The 18,956-nt window shown below is 69.6% G+C and carries 17 protein-coding genes; 6 read left to right on the top strand and 11 right to left on the bottom strand.

Going from position 1 to position 18,956, the window contains the following annotated elements; genetic code table 11:
• Window positions 1-5 precede the first annotated feature (5 nt).
• The 3 genes from DFJ64_RS01065 to DFJ64_RS01055 all read left to right on the top strand — a co-directional run bounded on the left by DFJ64_RS01065 (window position 6) and on the right by DFJ64_RS01055 (window position 3,091).
• Window positions 6-1,334 (top strand): class II 3-deoxy-7-phosphoheptulonate synthase, encoded by a 1,329-nt coding sequence (locus DFJ64_RS01065; protein ID WP_245940884.1) that lies wholly within the window; start codon window positions 6-8, stop codon window positions 1,332-1,334.
• A 153-nt stretch (window positions 1,335-1,487) separates the two neighbouring features.
• Window positions 1,488-2,144, top strand: a complete 657-nt coding sequence (locus DFJ64_RS01060) for a CBS domain-containing protein (protein ID WP_115848738.1) — start codon at window positions 1,488-1,490, stop codon at window positions 2,142-2,144.
• 44 nt (window positions 2,145-2,188) lie between these two features.
• The gene (locus tag DFJ64_RS01055) at window positions 2,189-3,091 is read left to right on the top strand and encodes a universal stress protein (RefSeq protein ID WP_115848737.1); all 903 of its coding nucleotides are present in this window, start codon (window positions 2,189-2,191) and stop codon (window positions 3,089-3,091) included.
• Window positions 3,092-3,122: 31 nt separating this feature from the next.
• Here DFJ64_RS01055 and DFJ64_RS01050 read toward each other — a convergent pair whose 3' ends face one another.
• Both DFJ64_RS01050 and DFJ64_RS01045 read right to left on the bottom strand, forming a co-directional pair.
• Window positions 3,123-4,406 carry a mandelate racemase/muconate lactonizing enzyme family protein gene (locus DFJ64_RS01050; protein WP_115848736.1) on the bottom strand — a complete coding sequence of 428 codons (1,284 nt, stop codon included), beginning with the start codon at window positions 4,404-4,406 and terminating at the stop codon, window positions 3,123-3,125.
• Window positions 4,403-5,224: an RraA family protein gene (locus tag DFJ64_RS01045; protein WP_115848735.1), complete on the bottom strand. Its 822-nt coding sequence runs from the start codon at window positions 5,222-5,224 to the stop codon at window positions 4,403-4,405. The genes DFJ64_RS01050 and DFJ64_RS01045 overlap by 4 nt, the downstream gene beginning before the upstream one ends.
• Before the next feature lie 168 nt (window positions 5,225-5,392).
• On the opposite strand from DFJ64_RS01045, the gene DFJ64_RS01040 reads away from it, so the two are divergent.
• The gene (locus DFJ64_RS01040; RefSeq protein ID WP_281268473.1) at window positions 5,393-6,448 is read left to right on the top strand and encodes a threonine aldolase family protein; all 1,056 of its coding nucleotides are present in this window, start codon (window positions 5,393-5,395) and stop codon (window positions 6,446-6,448) included.
• Between the two features lie 24 nt (window positions 6,449-6,472).
• On the opposite strand, the gene DFJ64_RS01035 is transcribed toward DFJ64_RS01040, so the two are convergent.
• The 9 genes from DFJ64_RS01035 to pknB all read right to left on the bottom strand — a co-directional run bounded on the left by DFJ64_RS01035 (window position 6,473) and on the right by pknB (window position 17,173).
• Window positions 6,473-7,498 (bottom strand): N-acetylneuraminate synthase family protein, encoded by a 1,026-nt coding sequence (locus DFJ64_RS01035; RefSeq protein ID WP_245940883.1) that lies wholly within the window; start codon window positions 7,496-7,498, stop codon window positions 6,473-6,475.
• A 163-nt stretch (window positions 7,499-7,661) separates the two neighbouring features.
• Window positions 7,662-8,321, bottom strand: a complete 660-nt coding sequence (locus tag DFJ64_RS01030; protein ID WP_115848733.1) for a molybdopterin-dependent oxidoreductase — start codon at window positions 8,319-8,321, stop codon at window positions 7,662-7,664.
• A gap of 125 nt (window positions 8,322-8,446) precedes the next feature.
• Window positions 8,447-9,784, bottom strand: a complete 1,338-nt coding sequence (locus DFJ64_RS01025; RefSeq protein ID WP_115848732.1) for an ABC transporter substrate-binding protein — start codon at window positions 9,782-9,784, stop codon at window positions 8,447-8,449.
• Between the two features lie 16 nt (window positions 9,785-9,800).
• Window positions 9,801-10,700, bottom strand: a complete 900-nt coding sequence (locus tag DFJ64_RS01020; protein ID WP_245940882.1) for a carbohydrate ABC transporter permease — start codon at window positions 10,698-10,700, stop codon at window positions 9,801-9,803.
• 44 nt (window positions 10,701-10,744) lie between these two features.
• Complete coding sequence (locus DFJ64_RS01015; RefSeq protein ID WP_115848731.1) at window positions 10,745-11,701, bottom strand: carbohydrate ABC transporter permease; 957 nt, start codon at window positions 11,699-11,701, stop codon at window positions 10,745-10,747.
• 426 nt (window positions 11,702-12,127) lie between these two features.
• A complete protein-coding gene (locus tag DFJ64_RS01010) occupies window positions 12,128-13,141 on the bottom strand; it encodes an aldo/keto reductase (RefSeq protein WP_245940881.1) in 1,014 nt (337 codons plus the stop codon).
• A gap of 114 nt (window positions 13,142-13,255) precedes the next feature.
• Window positions 13,256-14,200 (bottom strand): DMT family transporter, encoded by a 945-nt coding sequence (locus DFJ64_RS01005; protein WP_245940880.1) that lies wholly within the window; start codon window positions 14,198-14,200, stop codon window positions 13,256-13,258.
• 5 nt (window positions 14,201-14,205) lie between these two features.
• A complete protein-coding gene (locus DFJ64_RS01000; RefSeq protein ID WP_245940879.1) occupies window positions 14,206-15,039 on the bottom strand; it encodes a deoxyribonuclease IV in 834 nt (277 codons plus the stop codon).
• Between the two features lie 205 nt (window positions 15,040-15,244).
• Window positions 15,245-17,173 carry a Stk1 family PASTA domain-containing Ser/Thr kinase gene (gene pknB / locus DFJ64_RS00995; RefSeq protein ID WP_245940878.1) on the bottom strand — a complete coding sequence of 643 codons (1,929 nt, stop codon included), beginning with the start codon at window positions 17,171-17,173 and terminating at the stop codon, window positions 15,245-15,247.
• 174 nt (window positions 17,174-17,347) lie between these two features.
• Here pknB and DFJ64_RS00990 point away from each other — a divergent pair, with 174 nt between their 5' ends.
• Window positions 17,348-18,532 (top strand): NAD(P)/FAD-dependent oxidoreductase, encoded by a 1,185-nt coding sequence (locus tag DFJ64_RS00990; protein ID WP_115848729.1) that lies wholly within the window; start codon window positions 17,348-17,350, stop codon window positions 18,530-18,532.
• Entirely contained in the window at window positions 18,529-18,921 is a 393-nt protein-coding gene (locus DFJ64_RS00985) for an Rv2175c family DNA-binding protein (protein WP_115848728.1), read from the top strand. Before DFJ64_RS00990 ends, DFJ64_RS00985 begins: the two co-directional genes overlap by 4 nt.
• The last annotated feature ends 35 nt before the right edge of the window (window positions 18,922-18,956 follow it).

The raw sequence follows: 18,956 nt of genomic DNA, 5'->3' as shown, positions 1-18,956 counted from the left end.
GACTCGTGACTGATCTGAACTCGTGGCGGGCCAGGCCGGCGGCTCAGCAGCCGGACTGGCCCGACCCCGCCGCGCTCGAGGCCGCGGTCGCGGAGCTTCGAACGTTCCCTCCGCTGGTGTTCGCCGGCGAGTGTGACGCGCTGAAGGCGCGCATCGCCGACGTCGCCGCGGGCAAGGCGTTCCTCCTCCAAGGCGGCGACTGCGCCGAGACCTTCGACGGCGTGGGCGCCGACCCGCTGCGCAACAAGCTGCGGACGATCTTGCAGATGTCCGTGGTCCTCACCTACGCCGCGAGCATGCCGGTGGTGAAGGTGGGGCGGATCGCCGGGCAGTACGCCAAGCCACGGTCGAAGCCGACCGAGGTGCGCAATGGCGTCGAGCTCCCTGTCTACCGCGGCGATGCCGTCAACGGCTTCGAGTTCACGCCGGAGGCGCGGGTGCCCGACCCGAGGCGGCTGGTGCGCACCTACCACGCGTCGGCCGCCACGCTCAACCTGGCGCGGGCGTTCTGCGTGGGCGGCGAGGCCGACTTGCGTCAGGTGCACGCGTGGAACACCGACTTCGTCCGCAACAGCCCGGTGGGGGAGCGGTACGAGCGCATGGCCCGTGACATCGACCGGGCGATCGCGTTCATGCACGCGTGCGGCGCCGACCCGGCGGAGTTCCGCACGGTCGACTTCTACGCCAGCCACGAGGCCCTGCTGCTCGACTACGAGGCCGCGCTCACCCGGATCGACTCGCGGACCGGCCTGCCCTACGACACCTCGGGCCACTTCCTGTGGATCGGGGAGCGCACCCGTCAGCTCGACGGCGCCCACGTCGAGTTCGCTCGGCACATCCGGAACCCGATCGGCGTCAAGCTCGGCCCGACGGCGACCGCGGAGGACGCCCTCGCGCTGATCGAGGCGCTCGATCCCGACCGTGAGCCCGGGCGGTTGACGTTCATCACCCGGATGGGCGCGGACAAGATCCGCGACGTGCTGCCCGAGCTCGTCGAGAAGGTCACCGCCAGCGGCGCGACGGTCGCGTGGGTCTGCGACCCGATGCACGGCAATACCTTCGAGACGCCCACGGGGTACAAGACGCGTCGCTTCGACGACGTCCTCGATGAGGTCGCGGGCTTCTTCGAGGTGCACCGAGAGCTGGGGACCGTGCCCGGCGGCCTCCACGTCGAGCTCACCGGGGACGACGTCACCGAGTGTGTCGGCGGCGGGCACGCCCTCGAGGAGGCCGACCTGACCCAGCGCTATGAGACCGTGTGCGATCCACGGCTCAACCGCGCGCAGTCGCTGGAGCTGGCCTTCCTCGTCGCCGAGATGTTGCACCGCGCCTGACCGCGGACGTCTCCGAACCGCTGCCGCGCACCTCCTGCTCGGTCGTCCCGCCAGAGCCATTCGACCCGTCTGGCGAGGACCTTCGCCGCGCGGCGGGACGCCGCGGCCGGGCACCCTTGCCAGGGGTGAGCCCTTGCCAAGGGTGAGGTGGACATGCGCGCGGTGGTAGGAGATCGAATCGTCGTCCGTAGCGGTTCGGTGGACCGACCCGATCGGCAGGGAACGGTCCGCGAGGTGCTCGGCGCCGGTGACCACGAGCACTACCGGGTCGTCTGGGATGACGGTCGCGAGTCCGTGCTGTACCCGGGACCGGACGCCGCGATCATCCCTGCTCAGACGCGGCGGGAGCAGCCGCCGGCCTCGACGACTGGATCGGCCGCGGAGGGCACCGAGGGAAGGACGACCCCGCCCGCGGTCTCGAGGACGAGGCCGGACGATCCCGTCGAGCGCATCATGAGCAGCCCGGTCGCCACGGTGGAGGCGCGTGACTCGCTCCGCACGGTGGCGGTGTCCTTGGCCGACGCCGCCGTCGGTGCGCTCGTCGTGATGGACGACGAGACTCCGCTCGGCATGATCTCCGAGCGCGACGTCGTCCACGCCGTCGCCGGCGGGAGCGACCCGGACCAGGTGGAAGCGCTCAACCTGGTGGGCGCCACCACGGTGTGGGCGCAGCCCACCGACTCGATCCGCGATGTCGCGGCGATGATGCGGGAGGCCGAGGTCCGGCACATCCCGGTTCGCGTGCAGGACGCCGTCGTCGGTGTCGTCTCGATCCGGGACGTCGTGCAGGTCCTGATGGAGAACTGCTAACGCGCGACGCACGCCGGAGACGGTGTTCGACGGAAGGAGGGCGGATGTCGACAGCCGTCCGGCCGGTGGTGGTCGGGACTGACGGGTCCAGCGGTGCCTTGGCCGCGGTGACGTGGGCAGCCCTCGAAGCTGACCTGCACGAGGTACCCCTGCGGATCGTGCATGCCTTCACCTGGCAGCTGCCGACCATCCCACCCCTGACCTGGGAGGTGGCGGCCGAGGGGGCCCCACGGGCCCTCGCCGAGCTGGTGACGTCCGAGGCGGAGAAGGCGGCGCGAGCGGCGGCGCCAGCCGTCCCGATCAGCACGGCCATCGTGACCGACCAACCGCTGTCGTTGCTGGTCAACGAGAGCAGCCGAGCGAGCTTGGTCGTCGTCGGGGTCTCTGGCTTCGGCCCAGTGGCCGACATGTTGGCCGGCTCGATGACTGTCGGCCTCGTGGCTCGCTCACACGCGCCCGTCGCGGTGGTTCGTGGCACGGCTGCGCCGGAACGCACCTCTCGGCCCGTGGTCGTCGGTGTCGACGGGTCATCGCTGAGCACGGACGTGGTCGAGGTCGGGGCACGTGAGGCGGCGGTTCGCGGGTGCCGCCTCCTCGTCACCCACGTCCGGAGGCCAGGTCCTGGCGCGCGCGTTCGAGCCCGACTTCGAGGCACGCCGTCTGGACACAAAGCGATTCGCCAGGCCGTGGCCGGATGCCGGAGGCGTCACCCGGAGGTGGCGATCGAGGAACGTGTCCTGACCGGACACCCGGCGGGTGTCCTGCTCGACCTGTCACAGCAGGCGAGCCTGGTGGTCGTCGGAACCCGAGGCCGAGGCGGGTTCACCGGGATGGTCGTGGGCTCGGTCAGCCAGGCTCTTCTCCACCACGCGGGCTGTCCGGTCATTGTCGTGCCGCGCGGACTGGAACGGCGCCATCTCATCGAGACCGTGAACGACGAGTCCTAGCCACGTCGAGCGCCGCGTCGAAGGCGGGACGTCAGCTCCAGAGGCGATCCCGCACGATCTCGGCATCCCACGCGGAGGTGTCCGCGAAGAACGTCGGGTCGGCTGGGTCGAGGTGTTCGCGGAAGAGTTCCTCGTTGATGTCGTCGAACCCCAGCCCTGGGGTGTCGGGCACCGTGATGTACCCGTCCTCGATGAGGGGCTGGGGAAGCCCGGTCACCAGGTCGCTCCACCAGGGGATGTCGGCGGCGTGGTGCTCGAGCGCGAGGAAGTTGTTCGTCGCCGCGGCGATGTGGACGCTGGCCAGTGTGGCGATCGGCGTTCCCGCCATGTGGAGGGCCATGGCCACGCCATGCTCCTCCGCGAGGTCACCGATCCGCTTCGTCTCCAGGATGCCGCCCGAGGTGGCGGGATCGGGGTGGATGATTCGGACGGCCTGGCGCTCCAACAGCGGCCGGAAGTTCTCCGCGAGGTAGATGTCCTCACCGGTGCAGGTTGGCGTGGTGAGCGCGGTGGTGAGCTCACGCCACTGCTCGGTGAGCTGCCAGGGAATGAGGTCCTCGAGCCAGGCGAGGGTGTAGGGCTCGAGCGCGCGCCCAAGACGCAAACAGGAGCTGACGCCGATGTGGCCCACGTGGTCGACGGCGAGCGGGACGTCATAGCCGACGATCTCCCGGACCGTCGCGACGTGCTCGGCCAGCAGTTCCACGCCCTTGTCGGTGACCTGGATCCCGGTGAACGGGTGCATGGTCGTCGTCGACTCCCGGGCGCCCGGCGGGGCGATGAGTGCTCCCGGCACGTCCCAGAGGAGGTCGATGCCGACGTCCATCTTGAGGAACTTGTAGCCGCGTCGGCGTCGCTCCAGCAGTCGCTCGCCCAACACCGTCGGATCGGCTGACCGGGGCGTGTCGGCGTAGCACAAGACCCGGTCACGGAACTTGCCGCCGGCGAGCGCGTAGGCAGGGACGCCATACGCCTTGCCCGCCAGGTCCATGAGCGCCATCTCGACCCCGCACACGCCGCCGGCCTGCCGAGCGTGGTAGCCGAACTGCTTGATCTTGCGGAACAGCTTGTCGACGTTGCAGGGATTCTCCCCGAGCAGACGGCTCTTCAGAATCAGCGCGTAGGTCTTGCTCGCGCCGTCGCGAACCTCGCCGTACCCGGAGATGCCTTGGTTGGTGTCGATCCGGATGATCGTCGAGCGGAACGGCACCCCGACGAGCGTGGCGACCCGCAGGTCGGTGATCCGCAGATCGGACGGGCGGGAGTAGGTGTTGACCTTGTCCAGGAGTCTTTCCTCCGCCTGGTCCGTCGTCATCGCGACTCCTTCCGCCACTGCTGGAAGTCGGCTTCGATGTGCGGGGCCCAGGTGGGGACGTCGATCTCGGCGCTGGTGTAGACGCCGTGGGCGAGGCGGAGCTTGCCGAACACGTCGCGAATCCGGATCTCCTCGCTGACCTCGGCGACCTTCGCCGCCAGGTGCGCTGGGATGAAGATGACCCCGCTGGGCGTGCCGAGGACGACGTCGCCAGGCAGGACCGTCGCCTCGCCGATGCGGATCGGGATGTTGATGCCGGCGAGCGTCACGTTGCGGATGGGAGTGGGGTCGACGTCGCGAAAGAAGAAGTTGACACCACCACCGAGCTCGACGATGCCTTGGTAGTCACGGATGCCGCCGTCGATGACGGCGCCGACACCGGTACGGGCCGCTACGGCGGTACTGAGGTTGTCGCCGACGACGGTGCCTTCCTTCACCTTTCCGAAGATGTCGGTCACCATCACGTCGCCGGGTTGCAGTGTCTGAATGATCCAGGAGTTCTGCCGGTCCGCTTCCAGGTGCCCCTCCCGGGCGCCGGCTCGCACAACCGCCTCGTCGAAGTCCGGCCGGTGGGGCAGGAACGCGGCCGTCACCGCGCGTCCGACGAGGATCGTGCCGGGATGGGTCTGTCGCCAGCCACCGGCGAACTGGCGTTCGTAGCCCTCGCGTAGCAGGACCGCCCATGCTTGCTCCGTCGTGGCGAGGCGGATCTTGTCGAGGACATCGTCGGGAACCCGTGGTCGCCCGTCGGGGAATCGGTCGCCGGTCCAGCTGGCGGTGAGCTCGATGAGGTCGTCCGGGGTGGGGTGGATGCGCATGGGGAGCCCAGACCTCCGCGATGATCGCGTCTCGTCTCGAGCCAGCATCGCACCGCGTCAGCAGTCGACATCAGCTCGTTCCGAGATCGGTCAGTCGCGGAGAGAAATCGGCCACCGAGGAGGTCGCTCGGGTGCGGCCGGACCTGAGCCGTCGGATACGGTGCCGTCGTGTCTCGACAGCCAGACCATCTCGTCGACCTGCGCAGCGACACCGTCACCAAGCCGACCGAGGGAATGCGGCGGGCGATGGCCCAGGCGGAGGTGGGCGACGATGTCTACGGGGAGGACCCCACCTGCCGGGCGCTGGAAGACCGGGTCGCCGAGCTGCTGGGCAAGGAAGCCGCGCTCTTCACGGTGAGCGGGTCGCTGGCCAACCTGCTCGCGGTCCACACCGTCGTCCAGCCCGGACAGGAGGTGTTGTGTGAAGCGCGCGCCCACATCGCCCGCGCCGAGCTCGGCGGGCACGCCGCCGTCTTCGGTGTCACGACGCGGACGTGGAGTCACCCCCGAGGCTTGGTCGACCTCGACGCGATCGAGGCCATGCTCGCACCCGACGCCGGCCCGCACTTCGTCTCGACCGCGGCGGTGTCCGTGGAGAACACCCACAACCTCGGCGGGGGCAGCGTCCAGCCCGTGCCGACCCTGCGCGCGCTGCGGACGATGGCGACGCAGGCCGGCGTCGCGATCCATCTCGACGGTGCGCGGCTGTGGAACGCCAGCGTTGCGACGGGTGTGCCAGTCCACGTCTACGCCGAGCTCGCCGATGTGGTGACGGTGTGCCTGTCCAAGGGCTTGGGAGCGCCCGTCGGGTCGCTGGTCGCCGGCTCCGCGCGGCACATCGCCGAGGCGCGGGTGTGGCGCAAGCGGCTGGGCGCGGGATGGCGTCAGGCGGGGGTGCTCGCGGCCGCCGGTCTCTACGCGCTCGACCACCACATCGAGCGGCTCGCCGAGGACCACGCCCATGCCCAGGCGCTGGCGCGCACCCTGGCCGAGCGACTCGACGGCGTGGCCGCGGTGTCCGACGCCGAGACCAACATCGTCGTGATCGACCTGCCCTCGTCGGGTCCCGCGGCCCCCAAGGTCGCGGAGCGCGCCCGGGCCGAGGGCGTCCTCGTGTCCGTGCTGGGCCCGTCCACCCTGCGCCTGGTGACCCACCTCGACGTCGGCGCCGACGACTGCGCGTGGGCCGGGGACGTCCTCGCCCGTGCGATCCGCGAAGGCTGAGCACGCGTACCAGAGCGTGTGGCGTCAGGAGCGACGAGCGTCGGCCAACGCACGACCCATCAGCGGAGGCAGGTGGCGCAGCACCGAAGCCAGCTCGCGAAGGACGGCGCCGGCGACCGGGCAGCGCCCGTCGACGAGCACGCTGTCCGGGTCGGGGTGGACGTCGACGAGCAGGCCGTCGGCGCCCGCCGCGATGGCGGCCCTCGCCAGCGGGACCACCAGCTCGTGGGCGCCGGTCGAGGGATCGACGATCACCGGGAGGTGCGACAGCCGCTGAACCCGAGGGACGGCGCCGATGTCGAGGGCTCGGCTGACGGCCGGATCGAAGGTTCGGACGCCAGCCTCGCACAGGACGATGTCGAGGTTGCCCCGCTCGGCGATGTACTCGGCGGCCAGCAGCCACTCCTCGACCGTGGCGTGGGTACCACGGGTGAGCAGGACGGGGCGACCGCATCGGCCGACCTGATCGAGGAGGGGAAGGTTCTGCATGTTCACCGACCCCACGTGGAGCATGTCGGCGTACCCCGCCACGGTCTCGACGTCGGCGGGATCGACCACCTCGACGAGGATCGGGAGTCCGGTTGCCCGCCCGATCTCGGCGAGGGTGCGGAGGTCGGATTCGTCCATCCCCGGCGGCGACGGCGGAGCGAGGCGGGGCCGGTAGGTGGCTCCCCGCAGGACCGACGCGCCCGCGGCGGCGGCCAAGCGGGCCGCTTCGACCGCCTGGTCGCCACTCACCAGCGCGGGCGGCCCCGCGATCAGGGTGAACGTGCCGGGTCCGATCGGCGCCCGTCGGTCCGGTGGTCCGACGTGGACCACGGAGCGCTCGCCGCTGGCCTCGGCGCTGACCAGCTTGTAGGGCGCCGTCACCCGGAGCACCGTCGCGACTCCGGGCATCCTGCTCAGGTCGAGCTCGAAGCAGATGTCGGTGTCGCCCACGACGCCGACGATCGTGCGACGCACGCCCCTGCTGACGAACGCCGCCCCGCCCCGAGCCTCGATGTGTGCGACGACGGCGTCGACCTGGTGCTGGGTCGCGCCTGGTTGCATGACGACCACCATGGCCGGCGGACCTCCGTCCCAGCGGCGAGGGCCTGGACCGCTTGAGAGCGAAACCTAGCCCGCGTCCGCTCAGTCTCCGGGACGATTGTCCAGGATTCGGACAGCCCTGATGGTCACGGTTCGGCAGCGACGGCCGGATCGGCGCGACGACTCACAAGGGCGGGCCCTCGCCGGCCTCCTCCTGGTAGGAGTAGCGGCGTCCCGACCACGGGTCGCCGCGGTTGTGGTACCCGCGCTCCTCCCAGAACCCCCGCCGGTCGTGGGTCAGGTACTCGATGGCCCGGAGCCACTTCGGCCCCTTCCAGGCGTACAGGTGGGGAACGACCAGCCGAAGCGGTCCGCCACGCTCGACGCTGAGCGGCTGGCCGTTGACGCCGGTGGCGAGGATCGTGGTCGGCGCGGTGAAGTCGGCCAGCGTCATGTTCGCCGAGTAGCCGTACTGTGCCCAGGCGACGACGTAGCGAACGTCGTCCCGCGGTGGCGCGAGCTCCAGCAGCCGCTGGGCAGGAATGCCCTCCCAGGTCAGGTTGAGGACACTGAAGCCGCTCACGCAGTGCAGGTCAGCGTCGACGGTGATCCGGCACAGGTCGGCCAGCGCGTCGAGGTCGAACACGTGCTCGCGCCCCGACGCCGTCGCGCCGAACACCCGCAGGTCCCAGGTGGCGAGGTCCTTCGGACGCGGCAGAGGTCCGTAGTGGTAGACCTTCCACTCCCGGGCGACCCGCTGGCCCGGCGGCAGCCCGCGCCGGGCGTCGACCCGTGTCACCGTGCCGACGCACGCGTCTTTGGGCCAACCCTGCACGAACCTCATGGTTCCAGACGGTGGGGACGCGACACGCGGCAGGTCTGGAAAACGGTATGAAACCGCCCGCTTGTGGACAGCGATCGCCGACAAGCGGGCGGTGACACCGTCTCGGACGGTGGTCGAGAGCGTGACTAGGTCAACGTGAACGGGCAGAACTGCTTCATTTGCGGTCCCACCCGGTCCTGCACTTGCTGGGTGGCCTCCTCCGGTGTGAGCTCGCCGAGGAGGACGCCGGACTGCGCGGCGTCCATCGCGTCGGAGATCTGGGCGCCCACAGGCAGTGCCGGCCGGTTGGTCGAGTGCTCCATCATGCTCGGGAAGATCCCCTGCTCACCGGTGACGCTCTCGTCGTTGATGAGCGACTTCCACGTGGGGATCTTGCTGGCGCCCTTGGCGTAGATGCGCTGCCCCTCCTCGCCGGCGTAGAACTTCATGAACTTCCAGACCAGGTCCGGGTTCTTCACGCCCTTGGGCATGACCAGGGCGAAGCCACCCGACCACGTCAGGGGAGGGTCGCCTTCCTCCGGTACGGGCAGCCAGGTCACGCCGAAGTCCAGGTCGGGTGCGTACTTCTTGATGCTGGCCAGCTGCCAGTTGCCGTCGATCGCCATACCGAGCCGACCGGTGTAGAAGGGGGAGGTCGACGGGTCGGCGTTCGGCGGACGGTAGGTGGCGAGGTAGGCCTGCACCTTCTGGAAGTCCAGCTTCCGCGCCCACTCGTCGAACTGCCGGAACGTCTTCAGCCAGCCCGGCGAGGTGGCGGTGATCTCGCACGTCTTCTCGTCGTACCACTGCGCGCGGTTGATCAGACCCCAGGTGGCGTGGAACGCCTGGCCGTCCCAGGGGATGATGCCGAGACGGGTGTAGTTGCCCCTTTCGTCGGTCTGGGTGATCTTGTCGGCGATCTCCATGACCTCGGCGATCGTGGGAGGTCCATGGCGAGGGTCGAGCACGTCGGGATCGATGCCCGCGTCCCGCAGCACCTGCTTGTTGTAGTAGAGCCCGCGGGCGTCGGTGTCGAACGGCAGGGCGTAGAGGTCGCCGTTGTAGGAGGCCTCGGCGATCGCGAACGGCAGGTACTGCTTGGCCAGCTCGTCGGCCTCCTCACCAGCGAGCTCGGACAGGTTGGTGAGCAGACCGATCGACGCCTGGTTGGCCACCGTGAACCGGTCGGTGATGAAGACGTCCGGGGGCTCCTTGGCGCGCACGGCGGCGATCAGCGCGGTGTTGTCACCGGTGAAGCGCCCGGACTTCGGCACGATCTGAACCTTGACGCCGGGGTTGCGCTTCTCGAACTCGGCGATGATCTGCCGCTGCGGTGCCATATCGATCTCGCCGCCGAGAGAGGTCCACACCAGCAGCTCGTTGTCTGGTCGGTCGTTTCCGCAGGCCGCGCCAGTGGCCGCCACCATGAGCATGGCTAACGCGGTGAGGAGGAGCCGGCGAGGACGAGTGCGTCGGAATCTCATCTGCGAGTGCCCTCTCCTACTTGAAGCTGCCGAGCGTGATGCCGCGGATGAAGTACTTCTGGGCGGCGAAGAACAAGATGACCAGCGGGAGGACGATCATCACGGACGCGGCCATCAGCAGGTTGAACTGCACGTCGTGGGTCGACCGGAACGCCTCGAGCCCGATCGCGAGCGTCTGCTTGGCCTCGTCCTGCAGGTAGAGCAGGGGCCCCATGAAGTCGTTCCACGAGCCCACCGCGCTGAAGATCGCCACCGTGGCGACCGCTGGCCGCGCCATCGGGAAGACCACCCGCCACAGGATCTGCCACTCGTTCGCGCCATCTACCCGCGCGGCGTCGAGGTGCTCGCGTGGGATCTGGAGCAGGAACTGGCGAAGCAGGAAGACGAAGAACGCGCTGCCGAGGAAGTGGGGGACAACCAGCGGCAGGAAGGTGTTGATCCAACCCAGCCAGGCGAACAGGTCGAAGGTGGGGATGATGGCGATGGGGAAGGGGATGAACAGCGTCGCCAAGACGACGTAGAAGACCTTGTCCCGGCCGCGCCATTCGATGCAGGCGAACCCGTAGGCCACGATGAGGTTCGAGAGCACCGAGCCAACCACGCCGAGCACGGTGATGATGACCGAGTTGCTGAAGTAGGTGGCGAACGGAATCGTCTGGAACGCTTCGACGAAGTTGCTCCACTGCCAGCTTCTCGGGATGATCGTCGGCGGCGTGGTGGCCAGTTCTTCGTTCGACTTGAGCGCGGTCGCGACCATCCAGTACAGCGGCAGGAGGAACAGCGCCGACATCGTGATCAGGAAGATCCGGTTGCCGACACCGTCCCAGAGCCGGCGCAGCTGACGGGAGCGTGCCGACATCACGGGCCCGCTGTCCTGCCGCCGAGTGCGGAAGTCGATCTCGGTCTGCGTGGCCATGATGGTCCTCGTTTCTTGGGTCGGATGTCTGCGCGGCGCCGGCTTCAGGCGGTGACGTCGTAGTGGACGAAACGCCTGGAGACCTGGTAGACGGCCACGGCGAGGATCACACCGACGAGGAAGAGGATGACGGCGAGCGCGCACGCGTACCCGAGCTGGGCGTAGCTGAACGCGTTCTTGTACAGGTAGTACATGTAGAACAAGGTGCCGTTGTTGGGGCCGCCGCGCGTCATGATGTAGGCCTGGGTGAAGACCTGCAGGCCTGCGCTGATGCCCGTGATGAGGTTGAACAGGATCGCGGGCGTGAGCAGCGGAAGCGTGATCCGAGTGAACGACTGGAACGCGTTCGCGCCATCGATGCGGGCTGCCTCGTACAACGTCTGCGGGATGTTGTTCAACCCGGCCAGGAAGATGAGGGCGGCGTTACCAGCGCCGAGCTGCGCGGTCGCCACGATGACGAGCTTCGCTGTCGTCGGGTCGGCCAGGTAGTCCCGAGGCTCGGCGCCGAACAGGCCGAAGAACTGGTTGACGATACCCGTGCCGGGGTTGACCAGCACGATGAAGATGAACGACAGCGCGAAGATCGGCGCCAACGACGGTATGTACAGCGCGGTGCGGTAGAACGCCACCTCCCGCACGTTGCGGTTCATCGCCAGGGCGAGCAGGAGCGCGACCACCAGTCCGATGGGCACCGCCCATCCGGAGTAGAAGAGCGTGTTGTAGATCGACGTCCACGCCAACGGGTCCTGGAACAGCCGGACGTAGTTGCCGAGCCCGAACCATTCCGGGGCCTGCATGCCGCTGTACTTCGTCAGGCTGATGGCCAGGGAGTAGACCATCGGGTAGGCCACGAAGGCCAGGACGCCCACGATCCAGGGGCTGATGAAGAGAAGGCCCTTGACGAGGTTGGCCTTCTCTCGTGGGCTCCACGCTCTCCGGGCGGCTGCGCGACCGGTGGGGGATGGTTGGCGTTCGGATGCCACCTGCGCTGTTGCGGTCACCCTCGGTACCTCCCGTGAGCCGGCGACTCCACCTAGGCGCGAGTCACTGTACCTAGGCGAACGTCGCTGTCGCTGGTACCGACGCTTCCGATGTGGGCACGTTCCCACATTGGGAAACCAGCCAATCGGACACGCCGGGAGCCGGGTCGAGGATGACCACGACGGCTGCGCTGGATCAACCCCCGTCGCTTGCCGAATCCGGACACCGCGTCGACTCAACGGTCGAGCTCGCAGCTCGGCGGGGTCGACCGCGACGAGGACGGTCCGTCACCGGCCACTCCGCAAGCCCACCCGGCCACGACCGGTGAGGGGAACGGCTCGCTGCTGAGCGCCGTGGGCGGCGTGCGTGCGCTCGGCACGTGAGTTGAGCCGTGACCACGTACGACGGCGCGAAGGCCCGTCGCACGTGGTCACGACGAGCCGGTCTCAGTGAGCCGCGTCGAGCTTGGCCCGCTGCTCCGGGGTGAGCGTGAGGTCCACGGCGGCGAGGTTCTCGTTCAGCTGCGCCAGCGAGGACACGCCCACGAGCGGAATGATGGGAACCTCGTGCCCGATCAACCACGACAGGACGACCTGGTTGACGGTCGCGCCCGTCTCATCGGCGACCTCCTGCAGCGCCTGGAGGCGTGACGCGGTGCCGGCGTGGTCGAACTCCGCGCCGAGCCTGTCGCGCTTGACGTAACCGCCCTTGAGCAACGGCGAGTACGCGACGAGCGTGAGGCCCTCGTGCTCTCGCACGTAGCTCAGCAGATCCCCGCTCGCCGCACCCAGGTTGCCGTCCCTGGAGAGCTCGCCCGGCAGGTCGGTGCGCGGCCGTAGGTAGGAGTAGCTGTACTGCAGCACCTCATATCCGGGTAGCCCGGCCGCAGCGGCCAGTTGACGAGCGCGCTCGACGCGCCATGCCCAGTGGTTGCTCACACCGAGCAGACCGACGACGCCGTCAGCGACCAGTTCGGCGAACGCCTCGACCGTCTCCTGCAACGGCGTCCTGGGGTCCTCGATGTGCGCGTACAGCAGGTCGAGCTTCTCCACGCCGAGGCGTTCGCGACTCCGCTCCGCTTGCTCCCGGATGACCTTCGCGGACAGCCCTTCGGCGTTGTCGACGTAGCTCGTCCCGGGCGTCAGCGGTCGAGCTCCAACTTTGGTGGCGATGACCACCTTCTCGGTGACGCCGCGGCTGCGCAGCCACCGGCCGAGCAACGTCTCGCTCTCACCGCCTTGCGTACCGCTGTGCCAGAACGCGTAGTTGTTCGACGTGTCGATGAAGGTGCCACCCGCCTCCACGTAGCGGTCGAGGATGGCGTACGACGTCGCCTCGTCGACCGCCGTCCCGAACATCATGGCGCCGAGGCTCAGCACGCTCACCGACCGCCGAGTCGCGGGGTTGGTGCCGATGGTGCGATACTCCATGGACGCTCCGAAGTCACTGTTGTCGAGCATGTGCGCGGTCGAGCGTACGTGCAGGAGGCCGCGCGTTCCCGAACCAATCGGTGGGCGGACGACCAGACCAATCCGACAGCGTGACGCCGCTGAGGCGGCGAAGAGGGGCGGCGATCAGGTCTCGCTCGGTGCAGACCTCGACGGCTGTGCGTCGCGCTGCGGCCGACTGTTGCCCAGCTCCGAGGTGTACATCGCGGTGAGGATCAGTCCGCCACCGGCGACCATCCGCAAGGTGACCTGTTCGCCGCCGAAGACGACGGCGAACAGCGCCGCCCACACCGGCTCGGCGCACATGATCACCGCGGACCTGGTCGGCGACAGGTGCGCTTGCGCCCATGTCTGCGTGACGAGCGCGAAGGCTCCCGCCATCAGCGCCATGTAGAGCAAGGCGAGCCAGTCGTCGCCCCGACTCGGCACGGTGATGCCGCCGGGCAGCGCGGCCAACGCGCAGACGCAGGAGATGACGGCGACCTGAACCACCGAGAGCCCGAGCGCGTCCCGCTGGTTGGTCCACGCACCCAGAGCCACGATGTGCAACGCGTACAGCGCCGCTGACGCGAGCGTGAGCAACTCGCCGTGACCGAAGGCGAAGCCGCGCAGGGACAACACCGCCAGTCCCGCCGTGGCGAGCCCAGTCGCGCACAAGGCCGGCACGCCAATCCGATGGCGGAGAAGCAGTCCCGCGAACACCGGCGTCAAGACGACGTACATCCCGGTCACGAACCCGGACACCGACGCGGCCGTATGGGCCAACCCTTCCGTCTGGAGGATCTGGGCGAGTCCGTAGAGCAGACCGAGCACGACCCCCCGGAGTCTCGCGCCAGCGCTCAGCCGTCGCACCGCCGGCCACGCGACCAGCGCCAGCGCTGCCGTCGCGACAGCGAATCGCAGCGCGAGGAAGTCGGGCACGGGCACGCGGGTCACAAGATCCTTGATGAGGAAGAACGTCGACCCCCACGACGCCGTGACCACGAGGAGTCCGGTGACGGCGAGCACGGACTCACGCCCGGTCGGCCTGGCAGGTGTCTCCTCGCCGGAGACCAACGGTGCGCCTGACACCGAGGTCACCGTCCACCCCGACGCAGGGCCTTGAGCAGGGCGATGTCCTCGCGCCACGCCTCCTTGCCGCCCGGGGTCTCCACGATCACTGGGACACCGCGCATCGCCGGATGGCGGAACAGGGCGCGAAAGGCGGCCTTGCCGATGTGGCCGCGTCCGATGCGCTCATGCCGATCCCGGTAGCTGCCGCGGGGATCCTTGGCGTCATTGGCGTGGACCAGGAGCAGCCGATCCGGGCCGGCGTACGCCACCACCCGGTCAAGTGTGCGGGTCATGCCACCCCTCTGGTCGAGGTCGGCTCCTGCGGCGAAGACGTGGCAGGTGTCGAGACAGATGCCGAGTGCGGGGTGCCGGTCGAGCGCGTCCAGGTACGCCGGGAGATCGTCGACGCCGGCGCACAGTGACCGACCTTGACCGGCGGTCGGCTCCAGGACCAGCCGCGGGCCGTCCGGCGGGAGGGCGTCGAGCAGCGGCAGGAGCCGGTCGCGTAGCTGCCGCATCGCCTGGGAATAGCTCCCCTCCGACACACAGGAACCGGTGTGCACCACCACGCCCCGTGCTCCGATCGCGGCTGCGCGCGCAAGGTTGTGCGCCACCGCGTCAGCGGAACGCCGCACGGTCTCTGGCGTGGGCGAGCCGAGGTTCACCAGGTAGGGCGCGTGCACGAAGACCGGTATGCCGGCCTGCTCGCACCATGCCCGGAAGGCGTGGTCCTGGGCCGGGTCTCCGGCGCTCTGCGCCCACCCGCGAGGGTTGCCGACGAAGACCTGGATGGCTTCGGCGCCGATCTCGGTGGCGGCTCGGATGGCTCCGTTCGCCAGCCCACCCGAGACGGGCACGTGGGCTCCGATAGGAATCGATGGTGTGCGACGTGGACGTGCGGGCACCGCACCAGGTTCTCAAACCCCTGCTCTGGCGCACGGTGGTGGTTCCGCCAGCTGACGGCTCGCGCCGGACGGCCTTGACACCCGGGAGACATGACACCTGGGAGACATGACACCTGGGAGACAAGACACCTGGGAGACATGGCACCCGGGAGAAGTGTCAGACCACTTCGAGCACGATCACCGAGCCGACCCTCGCGGACTCGCCAGCCCCAGGGGACTGGTTCACGACCAGGTTCGCCCCGACGTAGAGCTGGCTGTGTCGGACCTCGACCTGGAACCCGGCGTCGGTGAGGATCTGTCGGGCGTCCTGCTCGCTGCGGCCCCGCACCTCGGGCACCGGCAAGAACTCGGGGCCTTTGGAGACGACCAGCTCGACGGTATCGCCACGGTGGCCGGGCCCAGGACCTGGGTTCTGGCGGACCACCGCACCGGCGGGGACGGTATCGGAGTACTCCTCCGAGGTGGTCACGGTGAGGCCGAGCGGGTCCAGCGTGGCCCTCGCCTGGTCGAGCGGGAGGCCGGTCACGGAGGGGATCGTCACCGGCTCGGGTCCCAGGCTGACCACCAGGTTGACGGGGGAGTCCCGGCGTAGCAGCGCGCCGGCCGCTGGAGACGACCTGATCACTCGGCCCCGGCCGACCTCGAGGGTGTAGACGCGCTCGACCGAGCCGACCCGCAGTTTGGTGGCGGCGATCAGCTCGCGCGCCCTCTTCTCAGTGAGACCGGCGAGCCGGGGGACCGGGTAACGCTCAGGCCCGCGAGAGACCCACACCTGGACCGTGCTGCCCCGGAAAGTGCGCTGTTCGGGCGTCGGCTCGGACCGCACCACGGTGCCCTTGGGGTGCTCCTCGCTGTACACCTGGCCCGCGACGACGAATCGGACTCCCGAGCGGGCCGCCAACTCATCCAGCTCGGACTGGGCGACGCCCACGACGACGGGCACCCGGGTGAATGGCCCAACTCCCGCGAGCCAGCACGCACCACCCGCGACGAGGACGAGGAGCACGAGCGTCGCCGCGAGCACGGGAATCCGCCGCCGCCACCACCGTACGGAGGTTCTCGAGGAAGCGACATCGCCCCCAGGGCGGGGAGCCCCGGCGGGGACGCCGATCGCACCGCGCATCTCCTCAGCGGGCGCCACCAGGGTGGGCTCGACTCCCAGCACCTGGGGAGGCGTCGGTCGCCGGTGCAGGAACATCGTGAGGTCCTGCGTGAGCTCGGGGTCGTCGACGCCCTCCGCGAGCGCGCTGCGGGCCCTGCGCACGTACTGGAGGAAGACCCGCGCGTCCGCCGGGCGGACGTCCCGGTCGCGAGCCGTGGCCCGCAGGACCAGGCCGTCGAGGAAGGCGGGGATGCCGGGCACGGTGAGCGACGGTGCTGGCACGTCCTCGTTGACGTGCTTGTACGCGACCTGGATCGGCGAGTCGCCCTCGTGCGGCTTGGCGCCCACCAGCATCTCGTACAGCATGATCCCCGCCGCGTACACGTCGGCGCGAGCGTCCGCGACACCGTGGGTGACCTGCTCGGGCGCGAGATAGGAGACCGTGCCCATGAGCAGGCCCTGCGTGGCGGTGTTGGTGTGTCCCGAGACGGCCCGAGCCAGCCCGAAGTCAGCGACCTTGATCGAGCCGTCCTCACCCAGCAAGACGTTCTCCGGCTTCACGTCGCGGTGCACCAGACCGGCCTGGTGTGCCGCCGCGAGCGCCTGGAGGATCTGGTCCAGGATCGTCAACGCCCGGTCCGGCGAGAGGCGTACCTCCTCACGTAGCAGCTGTCGCAAGGTGCCGCCGGGGACGTACTCCATCGTGAGGTAGGGCACTCCGTCGTCCGAGCCTTGGTCGAAGACCGCCACGACGTTCGGGTGGGACAGTCGCGCGGCCGACCGCGCCTCCCGTTGGAAGCGCCGGACGAAGTCCGCGTCGTCGGCGAAGTTGGCATGCAGCACCTTGACCGCGACGGTACGGTCGAGCCGGTTGTCGCGGGCCTCGTAGACGGTGGCCATACCGCCGCGCGCGATGCGCCGACCCACGCGATAGCGGCCGCCGAGCAGACGGCCGACCATCGGGTCGCTGACGGTCACGTCCACGTGCGGACCTCGTAGGGGTGGTCGGACAGATCCCCACGAGTGTAAAGACACCAGGTCAAGGCGCCCTAGGGACGCACCGGACGCGACATAACGATCACAGAAGGCAGCGATCTTGGCGGTTACGTCACCGCGGCGGTGACCGCCCACCTCGACGCAGCCTCTAAGGTGCGAGGCGTGGAGCGAGTCGTCGTCGTCGGAGCCGGCCTGGCGGGTCTCCAGGCGGTCACCGCGCTTCGGGCCCAGGGATACGCCGGTGAGCTGGTCCTCCTCGGCGCGGAACGGTACCCGCCCTACGACCGCCCGCCGTTGACCAAGGGGTTCCTGCTGAACGACCTCGACGACTCGACCCTGCCGTTCGACCCCCAGGAGCTGAAGGTCGACGTGCACTACGGTGTGCGGGCCACTGGCCTGCGACCCGGCCTGGTCGAGACCGACGGCAAAGACCAGGCGTACGACGGGCTCATCATCGCCACCGGAGCCGAGCCGCTGCGGCTGCCCGGCACCGGTGGTCACTACCTGCGGACGCGGGACGACGCTCACACGGTCCGCGCGGCCCTTCGCCCCGGCGCTCGTGTGCTGGTCGTCGGCGCCGGCTGGATCGGCGCGGAGGTCGCGACGGCCGCCGCACGCCGGGGCTGCCGAGTGACCGTCGTCGAACAGGCCGCCACGCCGGCGCCTCACGTCCTGCCGCCCGAGGTCGGCCGTCACCTCGCGCCCTGGTACGCGCGGGCCGGCGTCGAGTTGCGCACCGGCCAGCGGGTCGCGGAGGTCCGACCCGACGGCGTCGAGCTGGCCGACGGTGAGCTGCTGCGGGCTGACGTCGTGATCGTGGGGGTCGGCGTTCGCCCCGCGACCGGGTGGCTCGAAGGTTCGCCCCTCGAGGTGGACGCGGGTGTGCTGGTCGGCCCGGATCTGCGCGCCAGCTGGCCCGGCGTCGTGGCGGTGGGCGACGTCGCCGCCCGTTGGTCACCGCGGTACGAGCGGCGGATCCGGGGCGAGCACTGGGATGACGCCCTGCGGGCGCCCGCGGCGGCTGTCGCGACGCTCCTGGGGCGCCCGACCAGCTACGACCCCGTGCCGTACGTCTGGAGTGAGCAGTTCGGACGCATGGTCCAGTTCGCGGGCGTCCCGATGCCGGACGCTCGACTGGTCTGGCGAGGTGACCCGACCCGCGACCCGACCTGGGCGGTGTTCTGGGTGACCGCGGATCACCGGATCGCCGCCGCCCTCACCGTCGACCGACCCCGCGACCTGACCCAGGCGCGGCGACTGGCCGAGCGGGACGCCCGTGTCGACCTGGATCTCCTCGCCGACCCGCTGGTTAGTGTCAAGCAGTCGGTGGCAGGCTCTTCAGAGTGAGCCAGAGCGATTCGACCACGCACGCGGCCGCCCCTGACCTCGACGCGCTGGTGCGGGAGTGGCTGACCATTCCCGAGGTGGCCGAGCGCCTCCACGTCAGCGTCAGCAAGGTCCGTCAACTGCTCCGTGACGGCGAGCTGGTCGCCGTCCCGAGCGCCCGAGACGACCGTGAGGCTCTCCTGGTGCCGGCCGCGTTCCTCGATGGCGATCACGTGCTCCGAGGTCTCGGGTCCACGCTGACCGTCCTGCACGACCAGGGTTACGACGCCGTCGAGGCGGTGCGGTGGCTCTTCACCCCGGACGAGGCGCTCGATGGCACCCCCATCGCGGCGCTCGCGCACGGCCGGGGCCGTCTCGTTCGTCGTCACGCCCAGGTCTTGGGTTTCTAGTCCGCCTCACTCGGGGCAGAGTCGATTCGGCCAGG

Source organism: Thermasporomyces composti, assembly GCF_003386795.1.
Taxonomy (GTDB): Bacteria; Actinomycetota; Actinomycetes; order Propionibacteriales; family Actinopolymorphaceae; genus Thermasporomyces; species Thermasporomyces composti.
The sequence above is the reverse complement of the archived record's forward strand: the minus strand, read 5'-3'. Positions and strand labels throughout refer to the sequence as shown.